This window comes from Streptomyces beihaiensis, from assembly GCF_026274175.1.
GTDB lineage: Bacteria > Actinomycetota > Actinomycetes > Streptomycetales > Streptomycetaceae > Streptomyces > Streptomyces beihaiensis.
On the sequence record NZ_JAPHNL010000286.1, the window covers coordinates 1 to 22246 of the forward strand.

The following is a 22246-nucleotide window of genomic DNA, read 5'->3' on the forward strand; positions in this document are numbered from 1 at the left end:
GTGCGTTTCACGTGAAACGCACAACGCCCCAGCTCCTGGAACGGTCAGAACGAGGTGACGTCGAGCTCCCCGTCCGCGTACTGCCTGCGCAGCACCTTCTTGTCGAACTTGCCGACACTCGTCTTCGGCACCGCCTCGATCAGCGTCCAGCGCTCGGGAACCTGCCACTTGGCGACCTTCCCGGCGAGGAACGCCTTGAGTGCCTCCAGATCGGCGCTAGCGCCCTCCCTCAGGACGACGGTCGCCAGCGGGCGCTCTCCCCACTTGGTGTCGGGGACGGCGACGACCGCGGCTTCGGCGACATCCGGGTGGGACATGATCGCGTTCTCGAGGTCGACACTGGAGATCCACTCACCGCCGGACTTGATGACGTCCTTGGCACGGTCGGTGAGGGTCAGGAAGCCGTCGGGGCTGATGGTGCCGACGTCACCGGTCTTCAGCCAGCCGTCCTCGCTGAACTTGTCGGCGGGCCGCAGGGGTGCACCACCGGCATCGGTGCCGGTTCCGGTGCCGGTTCCGGCACCCGCGTAGTACGCGCCCGCGATCCACGGACCCCGCACCTCCAGCTCGCCCGCGGACTCACCGTCCCAGGGCAGGTGCGCCCCGTCGGGGCCGGTGAGCCGCGCCTCGACGCTCGCCGGGAAGCGGCCCTGCGTGAGCCGGTACGCGAACTCCTCGTCACTGCCGGGCTCGACGGCCGCCGGCGGCCTGGCGACCGTGCCGAGCGGCGAGGTCTCGGTCATGCCCCAGGCGTGACAGACGCGCATCCCGAGGTCGTCGAACGCCTTCATCAGCGACGGCGGGCAGGCCGAGCCGCCGATGGTGACCTGGTGGAGCGAGGAGACATCACGGGGCTTGGCGGTGAGCTCGGCGAGCAGGCCCTGCCAGATGGTGGGGACGGCGGCGGCGTGCGTGGGCCGCTCGGTCTCGATCATCTCGGCGAGCGGCGCGGGCTGAAGGAAGCGGTCCGGCATCAGCATGTTCACACCGGTCATGAACGTGGCGTGCGGCAGGCCCCAGGCGTTCACATGAAACTGCGGGACGACGACGAGACTGGTGTCGGCGTCGGTCAGGCCCATCGACTGGGCCATGTTGACCTGCATGGAGTGCAGGTAGATGGAGCGGTGCGAGTAGACGACGCCCTTGGGGTCGCCGGTGGTGCCGGAGGTGTAGCACATGGCCGCGGCTTGGCGCTCGTCCAGCTCCGGCCAGTCGTACGTGGTCGGCTTGCCCGCGATCAGCTCCTCGTACTCGTGCACGCGGGGACGCGCACCGTCGAGCAGGGAGCGGTCTCCGGGCCCCGAGACGACGATGTGCTCGACCGTCGGCAACTGGGGCAGGAGCGGGGCGAGCAGCGGCAGCAACGAGCCGTTGACGATGACGACCTTGTCGGCGGCGTGGTTGACGATCCACACCAGCTGTTCGGTCGCGAGCCGCAGGTTGAGGGTGTGGAGTACGGCTCCCATGCAGGGCGCCGCGTAGTACGCCTCCACGTGCTCGGCGTTGTTCCACATCAAGGTGGCCGTGGCATCCCCCTCGGTGACTCCGAGGTCGTCGGCGAGGGCGTGCGCCAGTTGGGCGGCCCGAGCGCCGATCTCGGCGAAGCTGCGGCGGTGCGGCTCGCCCTCGCCGGTCCACGTGATCACCTGCGACGTTCCGTGGACCGTGGACCCGTGGGTCAGGATCCGTGAGATCAGCAGCGGTACGTCCTGCATCGTGCTCAGCACGGCGTCCTCCCGGTGGGCGCCCTCGGGCGCTACGGAGCAGTAGGGTTCCTGCCGATTCTCAGCACATACCAGGCGGTATGTCACCCCCTGCGGGAATGATCGATCAACGCTTGACCGGAATTGACCTGGTCAGGCGTGCGTCAGGGGTCCGGGGTCCGCCAGTCGTCCGTCACACGTCGGTGGGGCGCAGCTCCGGGTCCTCGCGGAGCTTGCGGAGCGCGCGGGAGACCGCGCTCTTGACCGTCCCCACGGAGACGCCGAGCACCTCGGCCGTCTGGGCCTCGCTGAGGTCCTCGTAGTAGCGCAGGACGACCATCGCCCGCTGACGCGCGGGCAGCTTCATCACGGCCCGCCACATCGCGTCGTGCAGCGCCTGTTCCTCGGCCGGGTCGGCGACCGGCACGGCCTGCGGCTCCGGCAGGTCGTCGCAGACGAACTCGTCGACCTTGCGCTTGCGCCACTGCGACGTCCGCGTGTTCAGCAGCGCCCTGCGCACGTACCCGTCCAGCGCCCGGTGGTCCTCGATCCGGTCCCACGCGACGTACGTCTTGGTGAGCGCGGTCTGCAGCAGGTCCTCGGCGTCGCACGGGTTCGAGGTCAACGACCGGGCGGCCCGCAGCAGCACGGGCTGGCGCGCCCGGACGTACGAGGTGAACGACGGGTACGTGCTCACCGGGGCTCGCGTCTCCACGGCCGATGCGCCGGAGCGGACAGGCGCCAGGGTTGCGGTCATGCCCTCCACGCTATGAGCGCGCCCTCCCGCCCGGATCGCCCGGAGGTCCCGAAGCCGCGTCCGCCTCAGGTTGTAGGAGTGGTGCAGGCCCCACCTCCTGAAGGTGGAGGACCCGGGCAGGCCCCCTGAGGGGCCGCCCCCGACCCGGCCGGGGGCCGCCAGGCGCCCAGGCCGCGCCACGGAACCCACCGGCCGTGTCACGGGACTCTCCGACCACGCCAGGGAACCCTCCGGCGGCGCCACGAGGCCCTCCGACCGCCCCACGGAACCCACCGACCGCGCCACGAGGCCCTCCGACCGCGCCACGGAACCCACCGACCGCGCCAGGGGCCCCTCCGGCCGTGTCCCGCCGGTTCCCCGGCCGAGGGCATCAGCCGGACGAGCGCAGCACGAGCCCCGACGTCGGCACGCCCGTCCCGGCGGTGACCAGCGCCGTCTCCGCTCCGCGAATCTGGTTCACCGCGGTGCCGCGCAGCTGCCGCACCGCCTCCGCTATCCCGTTCATACCGTGCAGGTACGCCTCGCCCAGCTGCCCGCCGTGCGTATTGAGCGGCAGCCGGTCCTCGGCCACGAAACCGGCCGCCTCACCCGGCCCGCAGAATCCGAACTCCTCCAGCTGCATCAGCACGAACGGCGTGAAGTGGTCATAGAGGATGCCCACGTCGATCCCGTCCGGGCCGAGACCCGCCGTCCGCCACAGCTGCCGCGCCACCACGCCCATCTCGGGAAGACCGGTGAGGTCGTCCCGGTAGAAGCTGGTCATCTGCTCCTGCGCGCGCCCCGCGCCCTGCGCCGCCGCGCCGATCACGACCGGTGGTCGTGGCAGGTCCCGGGCCCGCTCGGTGCTGGTGACGACGATCGCCTGCCCGCCGTCCGTCTCCTGGCAGCAGTCGAGCAGCCGCAGCGGCTCCACGATCCAGCGCGACGCGGCGTGCTCAGCGAGCGTGATCGGTCGGCCGTGGAAGTACGCGGCCGGGTTCGTCGCCGCGTGCCGACGGTCCACGACCGCGACATGTCCGAACGCCTCCGGCGTGAGCCCGTACGTGTGCAGGTAGCGCTGTGCCGCCATCGCCACCCATGACGCCGGGGTGAGCAGGCCGAACGGCAGCGCCCAGCCGAGCGCCGCGCCCTCCGCCGACGGCTCGCGGTGCTGCACGCCCGAGCCGAATCTGCGGCCGGAACGCTCGTTGAACGCGCGGTAGCAGACCACGACGTCCGCCACGCCGCTAGCCACCGCGAGGGCAGCCTGCTGCACGGTGGCGCAGGCGGCCCCGCCTCCGTAGTGCACGCGCGAGAAGAAGGACAGCTCGCCGATACCCGTCGCCTGCGCCACGGTGATCTCCGGGCTGGTGTCCATGGTGAAGGTGACCAGGCCGTCGACGTCGGCGGGGGAGAGGCCCGCGTCGTCGAGCGCGGCCCGCACGGCCTCCACGGCAAGCTTCAGTTCGCTGCGGCCGGAGTCCTTGGAGAACTCGGTCGCACCGATCCCCACGATGGCGGCCCGTCCACCGAGCCGGTCCTCGCCGCGCACGCTCATGACCGGTTCCCTTCGGGGGCGGGGCCGCCCTTACGCACCGTTTCCGGGGGCGGGGGCGGGGCTGAGGCCGGGTGCGGGGCCGTGGCCGGGACCGAGGCCGGATCCGAGGCCAGGACCGGGATCGGGGCCGGATCCGAGGTCGGGACCGGGACCGAGGCCGAGGCCGGGACCGGGGGCGGGGTCGGGGTCGGGGTCGGGACCGGAACCGGGTCCGTGGCCGACACCGCGTCTGTGGCCGAGATCGCGTCCGAGGCCGTCACCGGCACCGTGACCGTGACCGTGCCGGTGACGTGGCGGCCGATCCCGTTCACCCCGACGACCCTGACCCTGACCTTGACAGTGGCCGGGGCCGGGGCCGCACCCGCAGCCGCAGCCGCAGCCGCAGCCGCAGCCGTGTCACCGTGCGTCACCTCCTCCACCGTGCCGCTCAACACCATTGTGTCCCCGGGGTAGTTGGGCGCGCCGAGGCGGATCGCGACCTTGCGCAGCGTCGCCGTGGGGCCGAAGTGGTCGGTGACGTAGCGGCCCACGAGTCCGTTGGTCGTCAGGATGTTCATGAAGATGTCCGGGGAGCCCTTCTCGCGCGCCAGCTCGGCGTCGTGATGGACGTCCTGGTAGTCGCGCGAGGCGATGGCCCCAGCGACGATCAGGGTCCTCGTCACCGGAATCTCCAGCGGCGGCAACACGTCACCCGCCTGTGGTTTCATTCCTCATCACCTCCACGGGTCCCGCAGGCGATCAACTCTCCGACGTGCTCCAGCAGTTCGAACGCATCGCCGCAACGCCCATATGGGCGACGATCGCCCCGAGTCGCACGCCCTGCTTGACGGCGGATCGCTCGGCCGAACTGTTCGCGCCGGTCGGCGTGGTCGTCGACGGCACGGGCGAGCGAGCCCGCGCGGACCCGGTCCGCAGCAGCCCGGCGAACGCGGTCCACACCGCCGCCGACGCATCCCCCGCCTTCGGCGTCCGAACCGCCCCCGAGCCCCGCGAGTCGCTCCGGCGTCGACAGATCACCGAATATCCGCGCTGCGGTCCTCACGCCTCACTCCCCGAGTCCGCCGCCCCGCCCTCCACGGCCCGGAACACGGGAAGCTCCAACTCTTCGTCCGCCCGAAGGAATTCGAGCCGGACCGCCATCCCGATCCGGACCCGGTCGCAGGGCACCCCGACGACGTTGCTGATGATCCGCACGCCCTCCGCCAGCTCGACGAGTCCTACCGCGTACGGCGGGTCGAAGGCCGGGAAAGGCGGATGGTGCATGACGACGTACGAGTAGACGGTGCCTTCGCCGCTCGCCTCGACCGTGTCCCACTCCTGCCCGCCGCACGCGTTGCAGCCCGGCAGCCAGGGAAAACGGAGCATGTCGCAGGCCGTGCAGCGCTGGATGAGCAGCCGGTGCTCGGCGACGCCGTCCCAGAACCCGGCGTTGTCCCGGTTCACGACGGGCCGGGGCCGTGCCTTCTGCTGCCGTCGCACGGTCGGCTCCCCGTTCGCCGGGGCGTATTTGAGTATCCGAAACCGATGGGTCCCGGCGAGCTCACCACCCGCCCGTACGTCCATCCGGGTGGTGACGAAGTGCCCCGACCCCAGCTTCGTCTTCTTCAGCGCCGACACGGACTCGATCACCGCGTCGAACGTGATGGTGTCCCCCGGCCGCAGCGGCCGCAGATACTCCTGCTCGCAGTCGGTGGCCACCACCGACGTGTACCCGGCGCCGTCCAGCAGCGCCAGCAGCTCGTCGTAGGCCCTCGCACGCCCCTCGTGCCCGGACAGCCCGCCCATCGTCCAGACCTGCAACATGGTCGGCGGCGCGATCGCCTCCGGCCCCCGGTACGCCGGACTGGTATCGCCCATGGCCTCGCACCAGTGGCGGATCATCGCCTCGTTGACCGGGTCTTTCCCTTCGCCGCCGGCGGCCGCGACACGCCCCTCGAAAACCTTCAACTCATCGCGGCAAAGGGTCAGTTCACGTCGGCCCGCACCGGAACCGACACCAGAGCCCGCACCCGCCGCGCCCGCACCCGCCGTCACCACCGCACCCCCCGCGCCGTCGAGCGGTCACACACAGCGCGCGTACGCGAGGAAGCGAGGCCGGTACCGGCCGAGGGCCTCGGCGCCCCGACGCGGCAAGCCTCGTCGAAGAAGACGAACTGGTCGCCGGGAGCCGGCGGGGCGTCCGGCATCAACGTACGGAACTGGGCACGCGGGCGCGCGCGTAGTACGCACCCGCGATCAGTGGAGGCGACGTGCACGGCGGCGGCCCTCCCAGACCTCGTACGAACAAGGATTTCTGACTGTCCGTCAGTTACTAGGAGGTGTCAAGCACTCCACCACTCACCCGCGCACCCGCACACCCGCACACGCCTGCGCGGCGGCACCGAAGCGCCGCCGCGCAGACTGTCAGTCACGCACCCCGCTCAGAACCCTGACCCCGACCGTGGGCCATGGGTCATGAGCCATGAGCCATGAGTCACCAGAGGTTCGTGAAGTTCACCGCGATGTTCTCGTTGGACTGGTCGATCGCCGTGAATCCGGAGTGGTTCACCTGCGCGGTGTTGCTCTGGTTCGAGGCGCCGCTGCCGACGGCCTGCTGCTGCGTGGTGGACGAGTTGCCGCTGTTGTCGTGGCCGACACCGCTGCCGCTGACCGTGGCCACGCCAGCGTTCGATCCGTCGTTCGCGATCGCGCCGTTGTCGGCCATCGCCACGCCGGAGAACAGGCCGGCGGCGAGCGGAAGGGCGGCGACAGCGGCGAGAACGCGAGCAGTACGGATGGAAGCCATGTCTATTCCTCCAGAACAGGAAGTACACACCGGGAGCGCGGACCGGACACAGGGATCGGGGCCGCCGAATCGGTAAGTACGGGTCTTGCCAAGGCAGTTGGCCGACCACCTCGGCGATGTTCACGACGTCGCGAGTTCAGAGTTGCCCACCGAATCCCCGGCGAACCACCTCGGAAGGCATGATTCGCCCGCAAGCGTGAGGACATGTCGATAAACCCGCTTCACTCCCCCAAAGCGCCGGCTCACCCGCGAGCCCCCTCGCACGTCCACCGTGATCCGGCGCTCCCGCAGGATGAAGCGTTTCGCCACATTTTCGGCAAAGAGGCCACCCGGACGCCCGCCCCCTCTTCCCTTCATCGAACATTCGTACGAAAATGAGCTGCATGGCCACCACCGACCGGCACCCGAACCACCCCTCGAACCACCTCCCGGCCACCTCGAACCACGCGGCGCCCGCCGTCCCGCTCGCGGCCCTGGCCCTCGCGCACGCCCTGTCCGCCGCCGAGCGCGGGCTCGCCGTCATCCCGCTCTCCCGCACGAAACTGCCGGCGCTGCCCTCACCGCACCGCTCCGACCCACCGTCGGCCCCCCGCTGCCACGGCGAGTGCGGCCTGCCCGGCCATGGCGTGTACGACGCGACGACCGACCCGCGCCGCATCCGCGCGCTGTTCGCGGCGGCGCCTCGGGCGACCGGGTACGGCATCGCGTGCGGCCTGCCGCCGTACCACCTCATCGGCGTCGACCTGGACACCAAGACCGGCACGGATTCCTCCGCCGCCCTGCGTGAGCTGGCGCTGCGGCATCTCTTCACGATCCCCGACACGGTCGTCGTGCGGACCCCGAGCGGCGGCCGCCACGTCTGGCTCTCTGGACCGCCCGACGTGGTGGTGCCCAACTCCGCCGGCCGGCTCGCCCCCGGCATCGACATCCGGGGCGCCGGAGGCTATCTGGTCGGCCCCGGCTCCCGCATCACGCACGGCGTCTACAGCGCGGTCCCCGGCACGGCGGACCTGCCGCCGGCACCCTGCCCCCCTGCGCTTCTGCACCTCCTCACGCCCCCGCCGCGCCCGCACCACCCCACCACCGCCTCCACGGGGCGGGCGGGCCGACACGGCGCGGGCCTGGTCCAGTTCGTCCTGGGCGCACAGGAGGGCCAACGCAACACCCGCCTCTTCTGGGCAGCCTGCCGCGCCTACGAGAACGGCCTCGGCGAATCCCTCATCGAGGCCCTGACCGAAGCGGCGGTCCGCACCGGCCTGACCCGCCGCGAGGCCCGCTCCACGGTCGCTTCCGCGGGGCGGCTGACGGCGGGGGCGTAGACGGGGCGTGACGGGCCGAGGTCGGCCGACCGGCCGATGTGAGACAAGAGCCCCTATGTGACTCTCCCCTCACATCTCTCCCCTCACATGCCCTCTTGATCCGCGCGACGAATGGTGGAGAGCCGATGCGCCACGGCAAGGACAAGCTCGCCTCCCGGAGGCTGTCTACATACGCGAAGGTCATCCAGCGCAGCCAGGAACAGGCGAACCGACAGATCGAGGCATCGCTGGAGCGGGCCCAGGACGAGTAGGTCGTCACGCCAGGCTCAACGCGGGAAAGGGAGAGCCGCCTATCTGCGGCTCTCCCACCATAGTTTGATTTCACGCGCTGCCGACCCGGTGGAGCACAGGTCCACCGGGTCGGCTCTCGGTCACACGTGCTCAATGAGAGCGAAGGTCACGCCCGCCGGGTCTTTGAGCACGGCCGTACGCCCGACGCCAGGCGCGGCGGCGGGCGCGGCGACGACGGTGCCGCCCAGCTCGATCGCCTGGGCCACCGCGACGTCGATGTCCTCGACACCGAAGTGCAGGGTCCAGCCTGCCACGTCCGGGGAACCGTGGGCGATGCCGCCGAAGTGTGCGACCCCGCCGGAGAACTTCAGTTGAGCAGCGGTGCCTCCGGCCGGGGGCGCGGCGGCGGTCCAGTCGAAGACCCGGGCGTAGAACGCCCTGGCCTCGTCGGGAGCCGGGCTGCTCAGGCCGTACCACGACGGTGTTCCGGGTTCGCGTACCAGGCCGGAGCCCGGATGCTTGTCCGGCTCCCAGGCTCCGAAGACGCCGCCGTCGGGCGCCCCATAGACAGCGGCACTGCCGGCGACCGATACCTTCGTCGGCGGGCTGACGACACGACCACCGGCTGCCTCGACCGCCTTGGTCGTCGCGTTCAGGTCGTCCGACATGAAGTAGACGCTCCACCCGGCCGAGTGCTCCTGCCCTGCGCGGAGCTTCACAGCGCCCACGATCTTCTCGCCGTGCTTCGTGAAGTTGACATATCCGGTGGGGAGTTCGAGGGCCTGCCAGCCGAAGAGCGAGCCGTAGAAGGTGCGAGCGGCAGCGACGTCGGGGGTATCGAGGTCTGCCCAGCACGGCGCTCCGGCCGGATGACGTGTGATCTTCATCGTTTCTCCTCGGTTCGCAACGATCGATCGTCATCCAGCTTTGCTGCGTGGCAGATTGCGGCTCCAGCTGGAGCTGACAACTCACGGATTTATTCCATTTGTTGGGTCGTGTGCGGTGATTTCATCCATCACGGGTCGGACAGTGTGGCGAGGGTTGCGTCAGCTACTTCACCAGCGGTGCGGTGATCGGTGACGACGACGGTGGCGGACTCCTCGTACGAGTGCCGCCTGGCCTCCATCAGCTCTCGCCACCGCATGTGCGGGTTGCCTGTCAGCAGTGGACGGGCCGCATCCACGCCGATGCGCTTGACCGTCTCTGTCGCCCTCATGGCCAGGTAGATCGCAGGTAAGCCACCTTGCCCCACTCGGTCAGCAGCCGCCCGACGCTGGACTTGCCCACCCCCATGGGGCCTGACCAGGACGGTCAGCTGCCCTGTCATCGGATGCGCAGGGCGTCGAGATACGACAGCACGTTGCGGCGGGTCTCCACCACGTTGTCACCGCCGAACTTCTCCGCCACCGCGTCCGCCAGCACCAGCGCCACCATGGCTTCGGCGACGATCCCGCCCGCCGGCACCGCGCACACGTCCGAGCGCTGATGGTGGGCTCTGGCCGACTCGCCGGTGCTCACGTCCACCGTCCGCAGGGAGCGCGGCACTGTCGCGATCGGCTTCATCGCGGCGCGAACGCGCAGTGGCTCGCCGGTGGTCAGGCCGCCTTCGATGCCGCCGGAGCGGCCGGAGGCACGGGCGATGCCCGCCGTCGTACTCACAATCTCGTCGTGGGCTTGTGAGCCTGGAACGTGTGCCAGGTTGAATCCGTCCCCGATCTCGACTCCTTTGAACGCCTGGATGCCCATCAGGGCCGCGGCCAGACGGGCGTCGAGCCTGCGGTCCCCATGCACGTGCGAGCCGAGGCCGACGGGCAGACCGTAGGCGAGCACCTCAACGACGCCTCCGAGCGTGTCGCCGTCCTTGTGGGCTTGGTCGATCGCCGCGACCATCGCCTTCGACGCATCCGGATCGAGGCAGCGCACCGGGTCCGCATCGAGCCGTTCCACATCGGTAGGGACCGGGCGGCGGTCGTGCCGGGCTCCGACATCGGCCAGTTCGACGACATGGCTGACGATCTCGGTTCCGGTCGTCTCCCTCAGGTACGAGCGGGCCACGGCTCCCAGTGCCACCCGGGCCGCCGTCTCCCGTGCGGAGGCCCGTTCCAGCACCGGGCGGGCCTCGTCGAACCCGTACTTCTGCATGCCCGCCAGGTCCGCGTGTCCGGGGCGGGGGCGGGTCAGCGGTGCGTTGCGGGACAGCCCGGCCAGCGCCTCCGGGGCCACCGGGTCGGCTGCCATCACCTGCTCCCACTTCGGCCACTCGGTGTTGCGCACCATCACCGCCAGCGGGGAGCCGAGGGTGCGACCGTGTCGGACGCCGCCGAGGAAGGTGACCTCGTCCTGCTCGAAGGTCATACGCGCCCCGCGTCCGTGGCCGAGCCGACGCCGGGCCAAGTGGTCCGCCACCGCCTGAGTGGTGATCGGCACGCCTGCGGGCAAGCCCTCCAACGTCGCCACGAGTGCGGGGCCATGAGACTCTCCCGCGGTCAGCCAGCGCAACCTGCTCAACGGGGACCCTCCATCGACACACTCGTGACAACCGGCAGTTCGTACTGGCAGAACAGCCTCTGCATCTCACCGTGGAAACCCGGGAAGGTCTTCGCCACGCAGTGGGCGTCATCCAGCTCGAATGCGGTCGACGACGCGATACCGAGTACCGAGAAGGCCATGGCCACCCGATGGTCGTGGTGACACGCGATTCGCGCAGGGTGCGGCGCGCCCGGGTGCACGGTGATCCAGTCCGTGCCGTGGGCTGTCTCGATGCCGCAGGCCCGCAGGTTGTCGGCAACGGCGGCGAGGCGGTCGGACTCCTTCAGACGCGTGTGTCCGATGCCGTGGATCGTGATCGGCGCGTCGGCCAGCGCGGCGATCGCGGCGAGCGTCATGAACGTGTCCGAGACATCGCCCATGTCGACGGCGAAGCCGCCGCGCAGCTGCCCCGTTCCGGTCACCGTCGTCGCGGCCTCGTCCACGGAAACCTCGGCCCCCGCCTTCGCGAGGATCTCCACAAAGCGGAGATCACCTTGGAGACTGTCTGTGCCCAGGCCGGGCACGGTGACGGTGCCTCCCGTCACGGCTGCGGCGGCGAAGACGTAGGAGGCGGTGGAGGCGTCGGGTTCGACGACCATGTCGGTGGCCGCGTACACGCCGGGCTCGACCCGGATGCTGCCGTCCGGCCCCTCGGTGGCGTCGGCACCGTAACGCCGCATCAGGGAGAGCGTCATGTCGGTGTAAGGGCGGCTGACCAGGCCGGGGGCACGGACCCGCAGCCCTGTCCGCATCAAGGGCGCTGCCATCAACAAGCCGCTGAGGTACTGGCTGCTCGATGACGACTCCACCGAGATCTCTCCGCCGGCCAGTCCTTCGGCGCGTATCAGCAGGGGAAGTCGGGCGCCTGGCCCGACATCGATGTCGGCGCCCAGCGCCCGCAGCGCTTCCAGCAGTGCTCCCAGGGGGCGGGCACGCAGTTGGGAGGAGCCGTCGAAGAGGAAGTTCCCGTGGCCGACGGCTGCGTACGGCGGCAGGAAGCGGGCCGCCGTTCCGGCGTCTGCGCACCACACGCGCGCGCGGCCGATGGCGCCTTGGCCCGCTCCAGTCACTTCCCAGTACTCGTCGCGTGGGCTGGCCTGCACGGGGATTTCGCACGCCCGCAGCGCGTCGCGGAAGGTGAGGGTGTCCTGACAGACCAGCGGGGCGTAGATCCGGCTCGTGCCGTTGGCGGACGCGGCGAGCAGGAGCATGCGGTTGGTCAGGCTCTTGGAACCGGGGATGCGGGCCATGTGAGTGGTCGTGCCGGGTGCGGCGTCCGTGGTCATGTGAACACTTCCGGGGTGCGAGGCGGTGTGGGCAGGCGCAGTGATCGATGGATGTCCATGGCGGCGGACGACTGGTTGAGAGTGATGTAGTGCAGCCCCGGAGCGCCCTCGTCGAGCAGTCGCTGGGCGAGTTCGGTGGCGTGGTCGACGCCGATGCGGTGGGACTCCCCGGGGTCGTACTGCGCGGTCCGCAGCCGCAGGGCCAGGTCTTCGGGGAACGTCGCGTTGCTGAGGCGGGCGAAGCGGGCGATCTGCTCGTAGCGCGTGGCAGGCATGATGCCCGGGATGACCGGAGTGTCACATCCGGCGGCGGCGAGCCGGTCGCGCAGTCGCAGGTAGTCCTCGGCGCGGAAGAACATCTGGGTGATGGCGTAGTCGGCGCCGACCCGGCACTTGGCGACGAAGTGCCGGACATCGGTGTCCCAGTCGGGTGAGCGCGGGTGGCGTTCCGGGAAGGCGGCGACTCCGATGCTGAACGTGCCGCACTGGCGGATGAGTTCGACGAGTTCGGCCGCGTACCGCAGGCCGTGAGGGTGTGGGGCCCAGGTCCCCTGCGGATCTCCGGGCGGATCGCCGCGCACGGCGAGGACGTCTCGGATTCCGGCATCGGCGTAGGAGCCGATGATCGCGCGCAGTTCAGTGACGGAGTGTCCGACGGCGGTGAGATGGGCCACCGGACGCAGCGTGGTCTCCTCGGCTACGCGCCGGGTGAGGGCGATGGTTCGGTCGCGGGAGGTGCCGCCGGCGCCGTACGTCACGGAGACGAATGAGGGGTTGAGCGTCTCGACGCGGCGCAGTGCTTCCCAGAGGGTCCGCTGTCCTGCGGCCGTCTTGGGCGGGAAGAACTCGAAGGAGTACGAGCGATGGCCCGTGCCGATCAGTTCGGCCGGGCCCCTGCGGGGAAGCTCGGTCACCAGGGCGGATGCGGTCATGACGTCTCCCCTCCTGACAGGTTGGCCGATCCGTACGCGGCGTTTGTCAGGGCGCTCAAGTGGGCCGGGTTCGTGGTGTAGGTCTGGGTTCCTACGCAGGTCAGGGCGTGGGCGGCGAGTGCCGAGCCTGTCTGAGCGCAGCGGGCGGCATCGTCACCGGTGGCCAGAGCGGCCAGGTATCCGGCGCGGAAGGCGTCCCCGACGCCGGTCGGATCGGCCGCCTCGATGGTGGGAACGGCGGTGATGCTCAGGGCGGGTTCATCGGCGCGTTCGACTCGGCTCCCCTTTGCCCCGAACGTGGTGACCCAGACGCGGACGCGGCCAAGAACTTCCTCGGTGGTCCAGCCCGTCTTCGTGAGCAGCAGTGCGCGTTCGTACTGGTTGGTGAACAAGTGGTCGGCGCCCTCGACCAGTTCTCTGATCTGGGCGTTGTCCAGCCGGGCCAGCTGCTGGGCGGGGTCGGCCGCGAACCGCATGCCTTCAGTGCGGCATCCGCGCGTGTGGCGGAGCATCGCTTCCGGGTCGTCGGCACCGATGACGACCAGGTCGGCTCCTCCGCCTCGGCGGACGGCTGCGGCCACGTCGATCCCGGCGGCCTCGGTCATCGCCCCTGGGTAGAAAGACGCAATCTGGTTGCCGTCCGGGTCTGTTGTGCACAGGAAGCGCGCGGTGTGACGGGTGCGGGAGATGTGGACTGCGGAGATGTCCACGCCGAGTGCGGACAAGCGTTGCCCGTACGGTGCGAAGTCCGCTCCCGCCGCGCCGACCAGGAGTGGACGATGTCCCAGTCGGGCGAGCCCGTAGGCGATGTTCGCCGCCACGCCGCCGTCGCGTATGTCCAGGGTGTCGACCAGGAAGGACAGCGAGACGTGGTCGAGGCGGTCGGCCAGCAGCTGGTCGGCTATGCGTCCGGGGAACGTCATCAGGTGGTCGGTGGCGATCGAGCCGGTGACGGCGATCCGCATGTCAGGCACCGGCCGCCGCGCGCAGAGCGCGCACCCGGTCGGTGCGCTCCCAGGTGAAGTCGGGCAGCTCACGGCCGAAGTGACCGTAAGCCGATGTCTGGGCGTAGATCGGGCGGAGCAGGTCGAGGTCTCGGATGATCGCGGCCGGGCGCAGGTCGAAGACCTCCCGGACGGCTGACTCGATGCGCTCCTGGGCGACGGTGGCCGTCCCGAAGGTCTCGACGAAAAGGCCGACCGGTTCGGCCTTGCCGATGGCGTAAGCGACCTGGATCTCGCAGCGACGGGCAAGTCCGGCGGCGACCACGTTCTTGGCGACCCAGCGCATCGCGTAGGCGGCGCTGCGGTCCACCTTGGAGGGGTCCTTGCCGGAGAAGGCGCCGCCGCCGTGCCGGGCCATTCCGCCGTAGGTGTCGATGATGATTTTTCGGCCGGTCAACCCGGCGTCGCCCATCGGGCCGCCGGTCTCGAAGCGGCCGGTCGGATTGACAAGGAGGCGGTAGTCGTCGGCGTCCACCTTGATGTCGTCGTCGGCGAGTTGGTCCAGGACATGTCCGACGACGTGACGGCGGATGTCCGGCTCAAGGAGGCCGTCCAGGGCGACATCCGCAGCGTGCTGTGCGGAGACGACGACCGTGTCCAGCCTGACCGCGCGGCTGCCCAGGTACTCGATGGTGACCTGCGTCTTGCCGTCCGGACGCAGATAGGGGGCGATGCCCTGCTTGCGGACCTGTGAGAGCCGGTACGAGAGCCGGTGCGCCAACTGGAGCGGCAGGGGCATCAGTTCGGGAGTCTCGTCGCAGGCATAGCCGAACATCAGCCCTTGGTCGCCCGCGCCTTGGGCACTCAGCGGGTCTACGCCGGTACCGTCCACGCCCTGCGCGATGTCCGAAGACTGCGCGCCGATCGAGACGGACACTCCGCACGACCGTCCGTCGAATCCCTTCTGGGAGGCGTCGTAGCCGATGTCGAGGACGGCGTCGCGGACCAGGCCGGGAATGTCTGCGTACGCGGTGGTGCTCACCTCCCCGGCGACGTGCACCTGGCCCGTAGTGATCAGCGTCTCGACAGCTACGCGTGAGTGCGGGTCCTGGCTAAGCAGGGCGTCGAGGACGGTGTCGCTGATCCGGTCGGCGATCTTGTCGGGATGTCCCTCGGTCACGGACTCCGAGGTGAACAGGCGGCGGGACATGGCTCTCCCTGGGTCGCAGCGGCTGCTGTCTGGTGAAACGCCGTAGGTGGGGCGTGCGGTGTCGGGGCGGAGAGCTCCTCGGGGGATGTAGGGGCTCTCCGCCTCGGTCTTGGAGGGGGAGGGACGATCAGAGGGCAGTGACTGTCAGGGTCCTGGCGAGGCGCACCACGCGTTCGGCCTGGACACGGGCGGCGTTCCGGGTGACGTCCCCGACGGGGACGGTGCCGCCGACGTCGTGGTGGGCGGTGCCGTACGGGTTGCCATCGACGAGTTTGTCGGGATGGGTGAAGCCAGGGGCGACGACGATGCCGCCGAAATGATGGAAGGAGTGCATGAGGGCGAGCAGTGTGGATTCGTTGCCGCCGTGCGGGCTTCCGGTAGAGGTGAAGCCGCTGTAGATCTTGTCGGCGAGTTCGCCCTTCCTCCAGGCGCCGCCGAGCGTGTCGAGGAACTGTTTGAGCGGGGCGGCGATGTTGCCGAACCGGGTCGGGGATCCCATGAGGACGGCGTCTGCCCACACGATGTCCTCGACCCCGGCGAGCGGGATGCCGGCCGTCGCCGCCGCGTTGGCGGCCCAGACCGCCTGGGACTCGACGGCTTCGCGGGGAGCGAGTTCCGCGACGCGGCGCAGCCGGACCTCGGCACCGGCCTTCTCTGCGGTGACGGCGATCTCGCGGGCGATGTCGGCGACATGACCGGTGGCGGAGTAGTAGACGACGGTGACCTTCACGGAGATTTCCATGCCAGTCCTCACCAGTCCGCCATGTGCAGGGACAGGAGCGGGTCCGGCAGATCCAGTGCGGAGGCCGGGTGGGTGAAGGTGCGGTCGTGGTAGAGGAGCGGGGTGCGGTAGTCGTCGACATGGCTGTCCAGGACGCGGCCGACGAGGATGCTGTGATCACCTCCGTCCAGGACGGCGTGCAGGGCGCAGGCCACCCGGGCGCAGGCGCCTGGCAACCCGGGCAGCCCCTGCTCGCACGGCTCCATGTCCCCCTCGGCGAACCGGTCGACGCCCGACCGGGCGAAGCGGCGTGCGACCTGCTCCTGGTCGTGTGCCAGTACATTGACCAGGAAGCGGGAGGCGGACGCGAACGCCCCGTGAGTGCTGGCGGTCTGGTTCAGACAGACGAGGACGAGGGGCGGATTCAGAGACAGAGAGCTGAAGGAGGTCGCGGTGAATCCCCACCGTCGTCCCGTGGTGTCGATGGTCGTGGCCACGGTCACCGGCCCGGGAACCCGGGACATGGCACGGGTCAGGGCCGCGCCTGCCGTGTCTGCTGTGTCTGCTGTGTCTTTCATGAGGTGATCACCTCCGAATGGCGGGCGGTTCAGGGCTGGAGGCGGCTCGTTCGCCACCCCGGGTCGCAGCGGTCGTAGCGCAGCCTGCGGTGCAGTCGGTCCGAGTCGGCGCACCAGAACTCGACAGCGACGGGGCTGAGCAGGTACCCCACAAAGCGGGCCGGGCGCGGCAGCGGGATGCCGGGAGCCGCGAGGCGGTCCGCCTGGGCACGCAGGTCGGCCGCATCCCTGAGGGGTTCGCTCTGCCGGGAGACCGCGGACATGGGGTGCATGGGAATGGGCCGACCGGACCAGAGGGCATCGGATTCGGCGTCGCTCAACTGAGCCACGGGGCCGGAGAGGATGAGCTGTTGTCCCGTCTCGCGCCAGTAGAGGAGGCCGGATGCCCACCCGGTGGAGGCGATCTCCCGGCCCTTCTGGCTGGTGGAGTGGCTGGCGAACACCAGGCCACGAGTGCTGATGTCGGTGATGGAGACGATGCGGTTGGAAGCCCTGCCCTGGTCATCCGCGGTCGCCAGCGCCAAAGCGCGCGGTTCGCGCACCTCACGGGCGGTCGCTTCGGTGATCCATTGCTGGACGAGAGCCATTGGCTCGGTCGGCGGGTCGTCGTACTCGGGGAATGCCAGGTCGACGTCGCCGGTGAGGCTCTCGAATCGGCTGCTGTTCACGTGTTCCTCGCTAGACGTAGAGGGTGCCGCGGGCGGCGACGACGCCATGGCCGCCCACCTCGACGGAGTGAACCGTCTCTCCGGTGCCCTGGGCGGTGGCGAGCATGAGGGACGGGCGACCGAGTTCGACTCCCTGGAGGATCTCCACGTGCCGGCCGAAGTCGTTCAGTTGGTGCCGTGCCAGGTGGATGGCGAGCGGGCCGGCGGCCGAGCCCGTTGCCGCGTCCTCGACGACGCCGTAGGCCGGCGAGAACATCCGGGTCCGCCAACTGGTGCCGCTGCCGGCGAAGCAGTTGGCAGCCATGTCCGGGAAGCGGCCGAGTGCCTTGTGGTCGGGCCGAAGTGCGGACAGCGCGGTAATACTCGGGAGCCCGACAAACACGTGTCGGGGCCCATTGCGGTAGATCTCCACAGGCGCGATGGACTCCTCGACACCGAGCGCCGCCAGCAGTTCCGCACCGTGCTCGTACGGCTCCCAGACCGGGATGGGCTGCCGCATCCGTACGGCCAATGCACCGTCGTCCTCGTCCAGTTCGAACGGGATGATGCCCATGGCTGTCTCCAGCTGGAGGCGGTCCTCCTTGAATGTGCGGCCCAGGGCCACTGCGGTGCCGAGGAGCGGGTGGCCCGCGAACGGCAGCTCGTTGACGGGGGTGAAGATGCGGATGCGGGCGTCTCCGCCCTGCTCGGGTGGCAGGACGAAGGTGACCTCGGAGAGGTTCATCTCACATGCGATGCGCTGCATCAGCTCTGGGGTCAGATCGGCGGCGTCGAAGAAGACCGCTACCGGATTGCCTTCGAGGGGGGTGCGGGCGAAGGCGTCGACGACTATGTATTCGTGCACTGAGTCCTGTCTCCCCGTGTCGATGCGGTTGTGCTCTCCTGCTCGGCGAACACCGCTCCCAGACATCTCAGTTGAGGCAGCGTGTGCGCTCCCTCGGCTGTGGCCTCGACCTCGAAGCAGGCGCGGTGCGTGGGCGGTCGGCCGATCAGCTGCGCCGCGCGGTTGGGCGGCAGGGTGGCAGGGCGTTCCGCCTGCCACAGCATCACCGCCCCCCATCGGTTGCGGTCGCGGTCCGCCATCCAGAACTTCAGTCGCAGCCCCGGTACGTGGCTCCACTCATCGACCGTTCCGTCTCGCAGGAGCTCACGCAGGGTGTCGATGGTCTGCGGTGATCCGTCGAGATCCCACCAGGCGATGTCAACTCGCACGGCCGAGCACCTCCTGGATGGTGCGGCCCAGGATGCGCGGTCCGTCGACGGTGAGCACCGACTCCGCGTGGAACTGCATGGAGGCGAAGCCCGGCCCGCGCAGGGCATGCACCTCTCCGGTCACTGGATCGCGGCTCACCTCGACCGCCCCCACCCGGTCGACGTCGAGCTTGTCCTCGTCGCAGCGGGCGGCGAACGTGTTGTAGAAGCCGACGCGCTCCCGGCCCCCGAACAGGTCGATCTCACGCTGTACGCCTTGGTTCGGGACGCCCCGGCGGACCAAGCCGAGCCCAAGGCTGAGGCTGAGTACCTGGTGGCTCAAGCACACGGCGACGAAGGGCCGCTGCCCGGCCAGCAGGCACTCAAACGCCGAGCGCAAGCTGCGGATCTTGGGATCATCCGCCGCCTCAGGGTCTCCCGGACCCGGGCCCATCACCACGAGGTCGTGGCCGTCGAAGGTGTAAGGATCGTCGTAGTTCCGGATCGTCACACGCATGCCCAGAGAGCGCAGTTGCAGTCCGATCATGGCGGTGAAGGTGTCCTCAGCGTCGATGATCAGAGCGCTCATACCCTCCAGACCGGTCACTGCCGGCCTTCGCCCCTCATCGTCGTCGAGCCAGAAGTGCGCAATGCCGCTGTTGCGCCGAGTCAGCGCCGCGCGGACGTCCGGATGGCTGCCGTAGCGGTTGGCTTGGCCGCTCTCCAGGGCGCCGAGGAGACCGGACGCTTTGGCACGGGTCTCGGCGACCTCCGAGAGCGGGTCGGAATGGCGGACCAGGGTGGCACCGACCCCGATGCGTACCCGGCCGTGGGCTTCGATGTCGGCGGTACGGATGAGGATGGCCGAATCAAGGTCACGCCCGGTCCCCGTGTCGCGACTGATCAGGGCGGCCACACCACTGTAGTAACCGCGCCCCTGGGGTTCGTACTTGCCGATGATCCGGACCGCACTCTCCAACGGGCTGCCCGTGACGGTGGGGGCGAAGAGCGTTTCGTGCAGGATGGCGCGCACGTCGCGGTCGGTGCGTCCCTCGATGAAGTACTCGGTGTGGGCGAGCCGGGCCATTTCCTTGAGGTGGGGGCCGAGCACCCGGCCGCCGCCCTCGCAGACCCTGGCCATCATCTTCAGTTCTTCATCGACCACCATGTACAGCTCGTCGGTCTCCTTGCGGTCGGCGAGGAACTCGGTGACGCCTTCGAGAGTGGGACCGGTCGGCGGGTAGCGGTAGGTCCCGCTGATCGGGTTCATGACGGCGGTGCCGTCGCTCACCGAGATGTGCCGTTCCGGCGTGGCACCCACGAGCGTGCGCTCACCGGTGTGGATGACGAAGGTCCAGTACGCGCCCTGTTCCCGCTCCAGCAGCCTGCGGAAGAAGACCAGCGCGTCGCGGAGCGAGTAGTCATCGATCTCCGCGAGAAGGGTCCGCTTGAGGACGAAGTTGGCTCCTTCGCCGGTGCCGATCTCATCGGTCACGATGCGGCGAACGGTCTCGGCGTACTGCTCGTCGTCGATGTCGAAGCCTCGGGCCGTCACAGAGGTCGGGGCGTCGGGGATCCGGGCCATGAGTTCGGCCACCGGGACGCGGTCCTGGTCGGCGACGGACAGGGCAATGAGGGGCGCACCGTCGTCGGGAGCGGTGAAGCCGCGTTCGGTGATCTGCCGATACGGTGCCACGATCAGGACGTCGTGCTCGGTTGCCGCGGCGTCGGGTGCCGTCCGGTCGGTGAGAGGGATGTCGGCAAGGGTCTTCGGTAGCGTCACGTCGCCGACCAGGACGTCGACGGCGTCCGGATCTCCGCTCTCCGGGCGGTGCAGCAGGGCGAACGCGGGCGCTTGACGGTTCAGTACGCGATCCAGCAGGTCGCTTGGAGTTCGGGCATGGCTGAGGCTTCGGGAGTCCTGGCCGTGCGACGTACTCATATGAACACCTCCGCGGACGGCAGGACCACGGCGCAGCGCTGAGCCGCATAGTCCAGGGCCTGCCGGTGGTGGGCCTCGGAGAAGTCACCGAGGGCGTCGGCGGCAAGGAAGGTCTGGATGTCGTTGGTGAACGCCTCGACCGCGGTGGCGAGGACGCCCACATGGGCGTACACACCGCACAGCACGAGCTGGTCGCGGTCCGCGGCCCGCATCCGCTCGAGCAGATCAGTCTTGAAGAAGGCGCTGTAGCGCCACTTGGTGAACACCCAGTCGTCCTCGGTGGGAGCGAGTTCCGGGATCACCTCGCGGTCGGCCGGGTCAGTGCGCATGCCCGGACCCCAGAAGTCCTTGAGCAGGCCGCGCTGTTCGTCGGTCATCCGGCCTGGCTGTGCGGTGTAGGCCACCGGGACGCCGAGGCATGCGGCTCGTTTGCGTAAACCTGCGGCGTGGTGCACTAATTCAGCGCGCAGCGGGTCGGGCAGCGCCTGCAGGAAGTAGTGCTGCATGTCGTGGAGGAGCAGGACCGCGCGCTCCGGGTCCGGGGTCCAGGCCGCCAGGTTGTCGGGAAGACGGTCGGCGGTGGGCAGGGGGTACGACGCGATGAGGGGTAGGCCGGCCATGGGTGAGGTCCTTTCCAAGGGGGGCCGCGTCGGGGTGGGCGTGGGTCAGAGGGTGTCGGCCCAGGCCGTGACGAGGGAGACGGCCTGCCGGGAGTTCAGGCGCGGGTCACAGAAGGTTGTGTGCCGTTCGCCGGTGCGGTCGAGGGCGGAGACGTCTGCGGCGCACTCCGTCACGTCGTCCGGCGTGGTCTCCAGGTGGAGGCCGCCGACCACCCCGCCGGCCGCCGCGACCGCGTGCCCGAACGCCTGGACTTCATGAGCCATGGTGGTCAGCAGGCGCGTCTTCCAGCCGCCGGGAGCGGTGATGGTGTTGCCGTGCATCGGGTCGCACAGCCAGATCACCGGGTGGCCCGCGGAGCGGACGGCGGCCACGAGGGCCGGCAGTCGTTCGCCGACGGCCGCCGCGCCCATGCGGGAGATCAGGGTGAGCCGACCGGGCTCGCGCAAGGGGTCGAGGCGCTCGCACAGCGACGTGATCTCTTCGGAGGTCATGCTCGGACCCACCTTGCAGGCGACCGGGTTGACCACGTCGGCCAGAAGGTCGACGTGGGCGCCGTCCAGCTGGCGGGTTCGCTCCCCGATCCACGGCCAGTGCGTGGAGCCCAACCAGCGGGTGGAGTCGCCCAGTTCGCGAATCATCGGGACTTCGTAGTCCAGCAGGAGCGCCTCATGGCTCGTCCACACCAGGGGCTCGACACCGGGCCAGGTGCGCAGTGCGGGAGCGCGCCAGCCGAGGTGTTCCACGATGTCCCCGGCGGCCATGTACCCGGTGAGGATGCGCAGTGGGTCGGGGCGCCTGCTCTCCGGATCCGGCTCGGGGGCGTTGACCATGTGCCCGCGATAGACGGGCAGCGCCAGGTCGCCGACCTGCTCGAAGTCGTTCGACCGGGGCTTGGCGAACTGGCCGGCGATCCGTCCGACGCGCAGTACGGGTTTGCCCGTGAGCATCTTCAAGGTGGTGGCGAGCAGGTCGAGCACGGCGGTCTTGCGCCGTACGTGCCCGGCCGTGCACTCCTCCGGGTCCTCGGCGCAGTCTCCGGCCTGAACCACGAGCGCCTCGCCCGCGGCGACGGAGGCCAGCAGCGACCTCAGGGTGTGTACGTCGTCGACGCGCACCAGGGGCGGGCGGGAGCTGAGGATCTCCCGCACTCGCTGGACTTGTGCGCGGTCGGGCCAATCGGGCTGTTGCAGCGCCTTGGCCCTCTGCATTTCGGTCAGTACGTTTACCACGACAGTGCCCCCGTGGAGCGAGAGGATTTGTTTCGGATCATGGCTGAGCCGCGTCTGCGGAAT

General features: G+C 69.8%; 22 protein-coding genes and 1 pseudogene. 2 read left to right on the forward strand and 21 right to left on the reverse strand.

The annotated features are described in order from the left end of the window. Positions 1-44: 44 nt before the first annotated feature. The 6 genes and pseudogenes from OFY01_RS24665 to OFY01_RS24690 form a co-directional block, all read right to left on the reverse strand. Positions 45-1727, reverse strand: a complete 1683-nt coding sequence (locus OFY01_RS24665; RefSeq protein ID WP_266603402.1) for a long-chain fatty acid--CoA ligase — start codon at positions 1725-1727, stop codon at positions 45-47. A gap of 169 nt (positions 1728-1896) precedes the next feature. Continuing rightward, the gene (locus OFY01_RS24670) at positions 1897-2460 is read right to left on the reverse strand and encodes a SigE family RNA polymerase sigma factor (protein ID WP_266603404.1); all 564 of its coding nucleotides are present in this window, start codon (positions 2458-2460) and stop codon (positions 1897-1899) included. Between the two features lie 370 nt (positions 2461-2830). Continuing rightward, the gene (locus OFY01_RS24675; RefSeq protein WP_266603406.1) at positions 2831-3997 is read right to left on the reverse strand and encodes a lipid-transfer protein; all 1167 of its coding nucleotides are present in this window, start codon (positions 3995-3997) and stop codon (positions 2831-2833) included. A gap of 251 nt (positions 3998-4248) precedes the next feature. Continuing rightward, positions 4249-4704: pseudogene (locus tag OFY01_RS24680) on the reverse strand (MaoC/PaaZ C-terminal domain-containing protein); the annotation flags it as partial. A gap of 331 nt (positions 4705-5035) precedes the next feature. Continuing rightward, the gene (locus tag OFY01_RS24685; protein WP_407700415.1) at positions 5036-5944 is read right to left on the reverse strand and encodes a bifunctional MaoC family dehydratase N-terminal/OB-fold nucleic acid binding domain-containing protein; all 909 of its coding nucleotides are present in this window, start codon (positions 5942-5944) and stop codon (positions 5036-5038) included. A 526-nt stretch (positions 5945-6470) separates the two neighbouring features. Continuing rightward, positions 6471-6782 (reverse strand): hypothetical protein, encoded by a 312-nt coding sequence (locus tag OFY01_RS24690; protein WP_266603408.1) that lies wholly within the window; start codon positions 6780-6782, stop codon positions 6471-6473. A gap of 383 nt (positions 6783-7165) precedes the next feature. On the opposite strand from OFY01_RS24690, the gene OFY01_RS24695 reads away from it, so the two are divergent. Both OFY01_RS24695 and OFY01_RS24700 read left to right on the forward strand, forming a co-directional pair. Beyond that, complete coding sequence (locus OFY01_RS24695; protein WP_266603409.1) at positions 7166-8101, forward strand: bifunctional DNA primase/polymerase; 936 nt, start codon at positions 7166-7168, stop codon at positions 8099-8101. A gap of 125 nt (positions 8102-8226) precedes the next feature. Then, on the forward strand, positions 8227-8352 hold the full coding sequence (locus OFY01_RS24700) for a hypothetical protein (protein WP_266603411.1): 126 nt from the start codon (positions 8227-8229) through the stop codon (positions 8350-8352). Positions 8353-8472: 120 nt separating this feature from the next. On the opposite strand, the gene OFY01_RS24705 is transcribed toward OFY01_RS24700, so the two are convergent. The 15 genes from OFY01_RS24705 to OFY01_RS24775 all read right to left on the reverse strand — a co-directional run bounded on the left by OFY01_RS24705 (position 8473) and on the right by OFY01_RS24775 (position 22162). Next, on the reverse strand, positions 8473-9219 hold the full coding sequence (locus OFY01_RS24705) for a VOC family protein (protein ID WP_266603413.1): 747 nt from the start codon (positions 9217-9219) through the stop codon (positions 8473-8475). 128 nt (positions 9220-9347) lie between these two features. Continuing rightward, positions 9348-9659, reverse strand: a complete 312-nt coding sequence (locus OFY01_RS24710) for a shikimate kinase (protein WP_266603415.1) — start codon at positions 9657-9659, stop codon at positions 9348-9350. Continuing rightward, complete coding sequence (gene aroC, locus OFY01_RS24715) at positions 9656-10840, reverse strand: chorismate synthase (RefSeq protein ID WP_266603417.1); 1185 nt, start codon at positions 10838-10840, stop codon at positions 9656-9658. The genes OFY01_RS24710 and aroC overlap by 4 nt, the downstream gene beginning before the upstream one ends. Beyond that, positions 10837-12147 carry a 3-phosphoshikimate 1-carboxyvinyltransferase gene (gene aroA / locus OFY01_RS24720; RefSeq protein WP_266603418.1) on the reverse strand — a complete coding sequence of 437 codons (1311 nt, stop codon included), beginning with the start codon at positions 12145-12147 and terminating at the stop codon, positions 10837-10839. The genes aroC and aroA overlap by 4 nt, the downstream gene beginning before the upstream one ends. Next, entirely contained in the window at positions 12144-13079 is a 936-nt protein-coding gene (gene metF / locus OFY01_RS24725) for a methylenetetrahydrofolate reductase [NAD(P)H] (RefSeq protein ID WP_266603420.1), read from the reverse strand. The genes aroA and metF overlap by 4 nt, the downstream gene beginning before the upstream one ends. After that, the gene (locus OFY01_RS24730) at positions 13076-14044 is read right to left on the reverse strand and encodes a carbohydrate kinase family protein (protein ID WP_266603422.1); all 969 of its coding nucleotides are present in this window, start codon (positions 14042-14044) and stop codon (positions 13076-13078) included. The genes metF and OFY01_RS24730 overlap by 4 nt, the downstream gene beginning before the upstream one ends. Position 14045: 1 nt before the next feature. Beyond that, the gene (metK, locus tag OFY01_RS24735; protein WP_266603424.1) at positions 14046-15233 is read right to left on the reverse strand and encodes a methionine adenosyltransferase; all 1188 of its coding nucleotides are present in this window, start codon (positions 15231-15233) and stop codon (positions 14046-14048) included. A gap of 127 nt (positions 15234-15360) precedes the next feature. After that, entirely contained in the window at positions 15361-15975 is a 615-nt protein-coding gene (gene wrbA / locus OFY01_RS24740) for an NAD(P)H:quinone oxidoreductase (RefSeq protein ID WP_266603426.1), read from the reverse strand. Positions 15976-15983: 8 nt separating this feature from the next. Next, complete coding sequence (locus OFY01_RS24745; protein WP_266603428.1) at positions 15984-16532, reverse strand: flavin reductase family protein; 549 nt, start codon at positions 16530-16532, stop codon at positions 15984-15986. Between the two features lie 29 nt (positions 16533-16561). Continuing rightward, positions 16562-17200, reverse strand: coding sequence for a phenazine biosynthesis FMN-dependent oxidase PhzG (gene phzG, locus OFY01_RS24750; protein ID WP_323135554.1), 639 nt, complete (start codon positions 17198-17200; stop codon positions 16562-16564). Positions 17201-17210: 10 nt separating this feature from the next. Further along, positions 17211-18044: a PhzF family phenazine biosynthesis protein gene (locus tag OFY01_RS24755; protein WP_266603432.1), complete on the reverse strand. Its 834-nt coding sequence runs from the start codon at positions 18042-18044 to the stop codon at positions 17211-17213. After that, positions 18029-18412, reverse strand: a complete 384-nt coding sequence (locus OFY01_RS24760; protein ID WP_266603433.1) for a hypothetical protein — start codon at positions 18410-18412, stop codon at positions 18029-18031. The genes OFY01_RS24755 and OFY01_RS24760 overlap by 16 nt, the downstream gene beginning before the upstream one ends. Then, positions 18402-20333: an anthranilate synthase family protein gene (locus tag OFY01_RS24765; RefSeq protein ID WP_266603434.1), complete on the reverse strand. Its 1932-nt coding sequence runs from the start codon at positions 20331-20333 to the stop codon at positions 18402-18404. The genes OFY01_RS24760 and OFY01_RS24765 overlap by 11 nt, the downstream gene beginning before the upstream one ends. Then, on the reverse strand, positions 20330-20953 hold the full coding sequence (locus tag OFY01_RS24770) for an isochorismatase family protein (protein WP_266603435.1): 624 nt from the start codon (positions 20951-20953) through the stop codon (positions 20330-20332). Before OFY01_RS24770 ends, OFY01_RS24765 begins: the two co-directional genes overlap by 4 nt. Positions 20954-20998: 45 nt before the next feature. Then, positions 20999-22162 carry a 3-deoxy-7-phosphoheptulonate synthase gene (locus OFY01_RS24775; RefSeq protein WP_407700416.1) on the reverse strand — a complete coding sequence of 388 codons (1164 nt, stop codon included), beginning with the start codon at positions 22160-22162 and terminating at the stop codon, positions 20999-21001. Positions 22163-22246: the final 84 nt, after the last annotated feature.

Excerpts from the sequence above, each read along its gene's own strand:
- OFY01_RS24705 (WP_266603413.1), bottom strand. The coding sequence starts at position 9,219 with ATGAAGATCACACGTCATCCGGCCGGAGCGCCGTGCTGGGCAGACCTC.
- OFY01_RS24695 (WP_266603409.1), top strand. The coding sequence starts at position 7,166 with ATGGCCACCACCGACCGGCACCCGAACCACCCCTCGAACCACCTCCCG.
- OFY01_RS24690 (WP_266603408.1), bottom strand. The coding sequence starts at position 6,782 with ATGGCTTCCATCCGTACTGCTCGCGTTCTCGCCGCTGTCGCCGCCCTT.
- OFY01_RS24770 (WP_266603435.1), bottom strand. The coding sequence starts at position 20,953 with ATGGCCGGCCTACCCCTCATCGCGTCGTACCCCCTGCCCACCGCCGAC.
- OFY01_RS24730 (WP_266603422.1), bottom strand. The coding sequence starts at position 14,044 with ATGCGGATCGCCGTCACCGGCTCGATCGCCACCGACCACCTGATGACG.
- OFY01_RS24775 (WP_407700416.1), bottom strand. The coding sequence starts at position 22,162 with ATGCAGAGGGCCAAGGCGCTGCAACAGCCCGATTGGCCCGACCGCGCA.
- metF (WP_266603420.1), bottom strand. The coding sequence starts at position 13,079 with ATGACCGCATCCGCCCTGGTGACCGAGCTTCCCCGCAGGGGCCCGGCC.
- OFY01_RS24765 (WP_266603434.1), bottom strand. The coding sequence starts at position 20,333 with ATGAGTACGTCGCACGGCCAGGACTCCCGAAGCCTCAGCCATGCCCGA.
- wrbA (WP_266603426.1), bottom strand. The coding sequence starts at position 15,975 with ATGGAAATCTCCGTGAAGGTCACCGTCGTCTACTACTCCGCCACCGGT.
- OFY01_RS24670 (WP_266603404.1), bottom strand. The coding sequence starts at position 2,460 with ATGACCGCAACCCTGGCGCCTGTCCGCTCCGGCGCATCGGCCGTGGAG.
- metK (WP_266603424.1), bottom strand. The coding sequence starts at position 15,233 with ATGTCCCGCCGCCTGTTCACCTCGGAGTCCGTGACCGAGGGACATCCC.
- OFY01_RS24700 (WP_266603411.1), top strand. The coding sequence starts at position 8,227 with ATGCGCCACGGCAAGGACAAGCTCGCCTCCCGGAGGCTGTCTACATAC.
- aroA (WP_266603418.1), bottom strand. The coding sequence starts at position 12,147 with ATGACCACGGACGCCGCACCCGGCACGACCACTCACATGGCCCGCATC.
- OFY01_RS24710 (WP_266603415.1), bottom strand. The coding sequence starts at position 9,659 with ATGACAGGGCAGCTGACCGTCCTGGTCAGGCCCCATGGGGGTGGGCAA.
- OFY01_RS24675 (WP_266603406.1), bottom strand. The coding sequence starts at position 3,997 with ATGAGCGTGCGCGGCGAGGACCGGCTCGGTGGACGGGCCGCCATCGTG.
- OFY01_RS24745 (WP_266603428.1), bottom strand. The coding sequence starts at position 16,532 with ATGAAAGACACAGCAGACACAGCAGACACGGCAGGCGCGGCCCTGACC.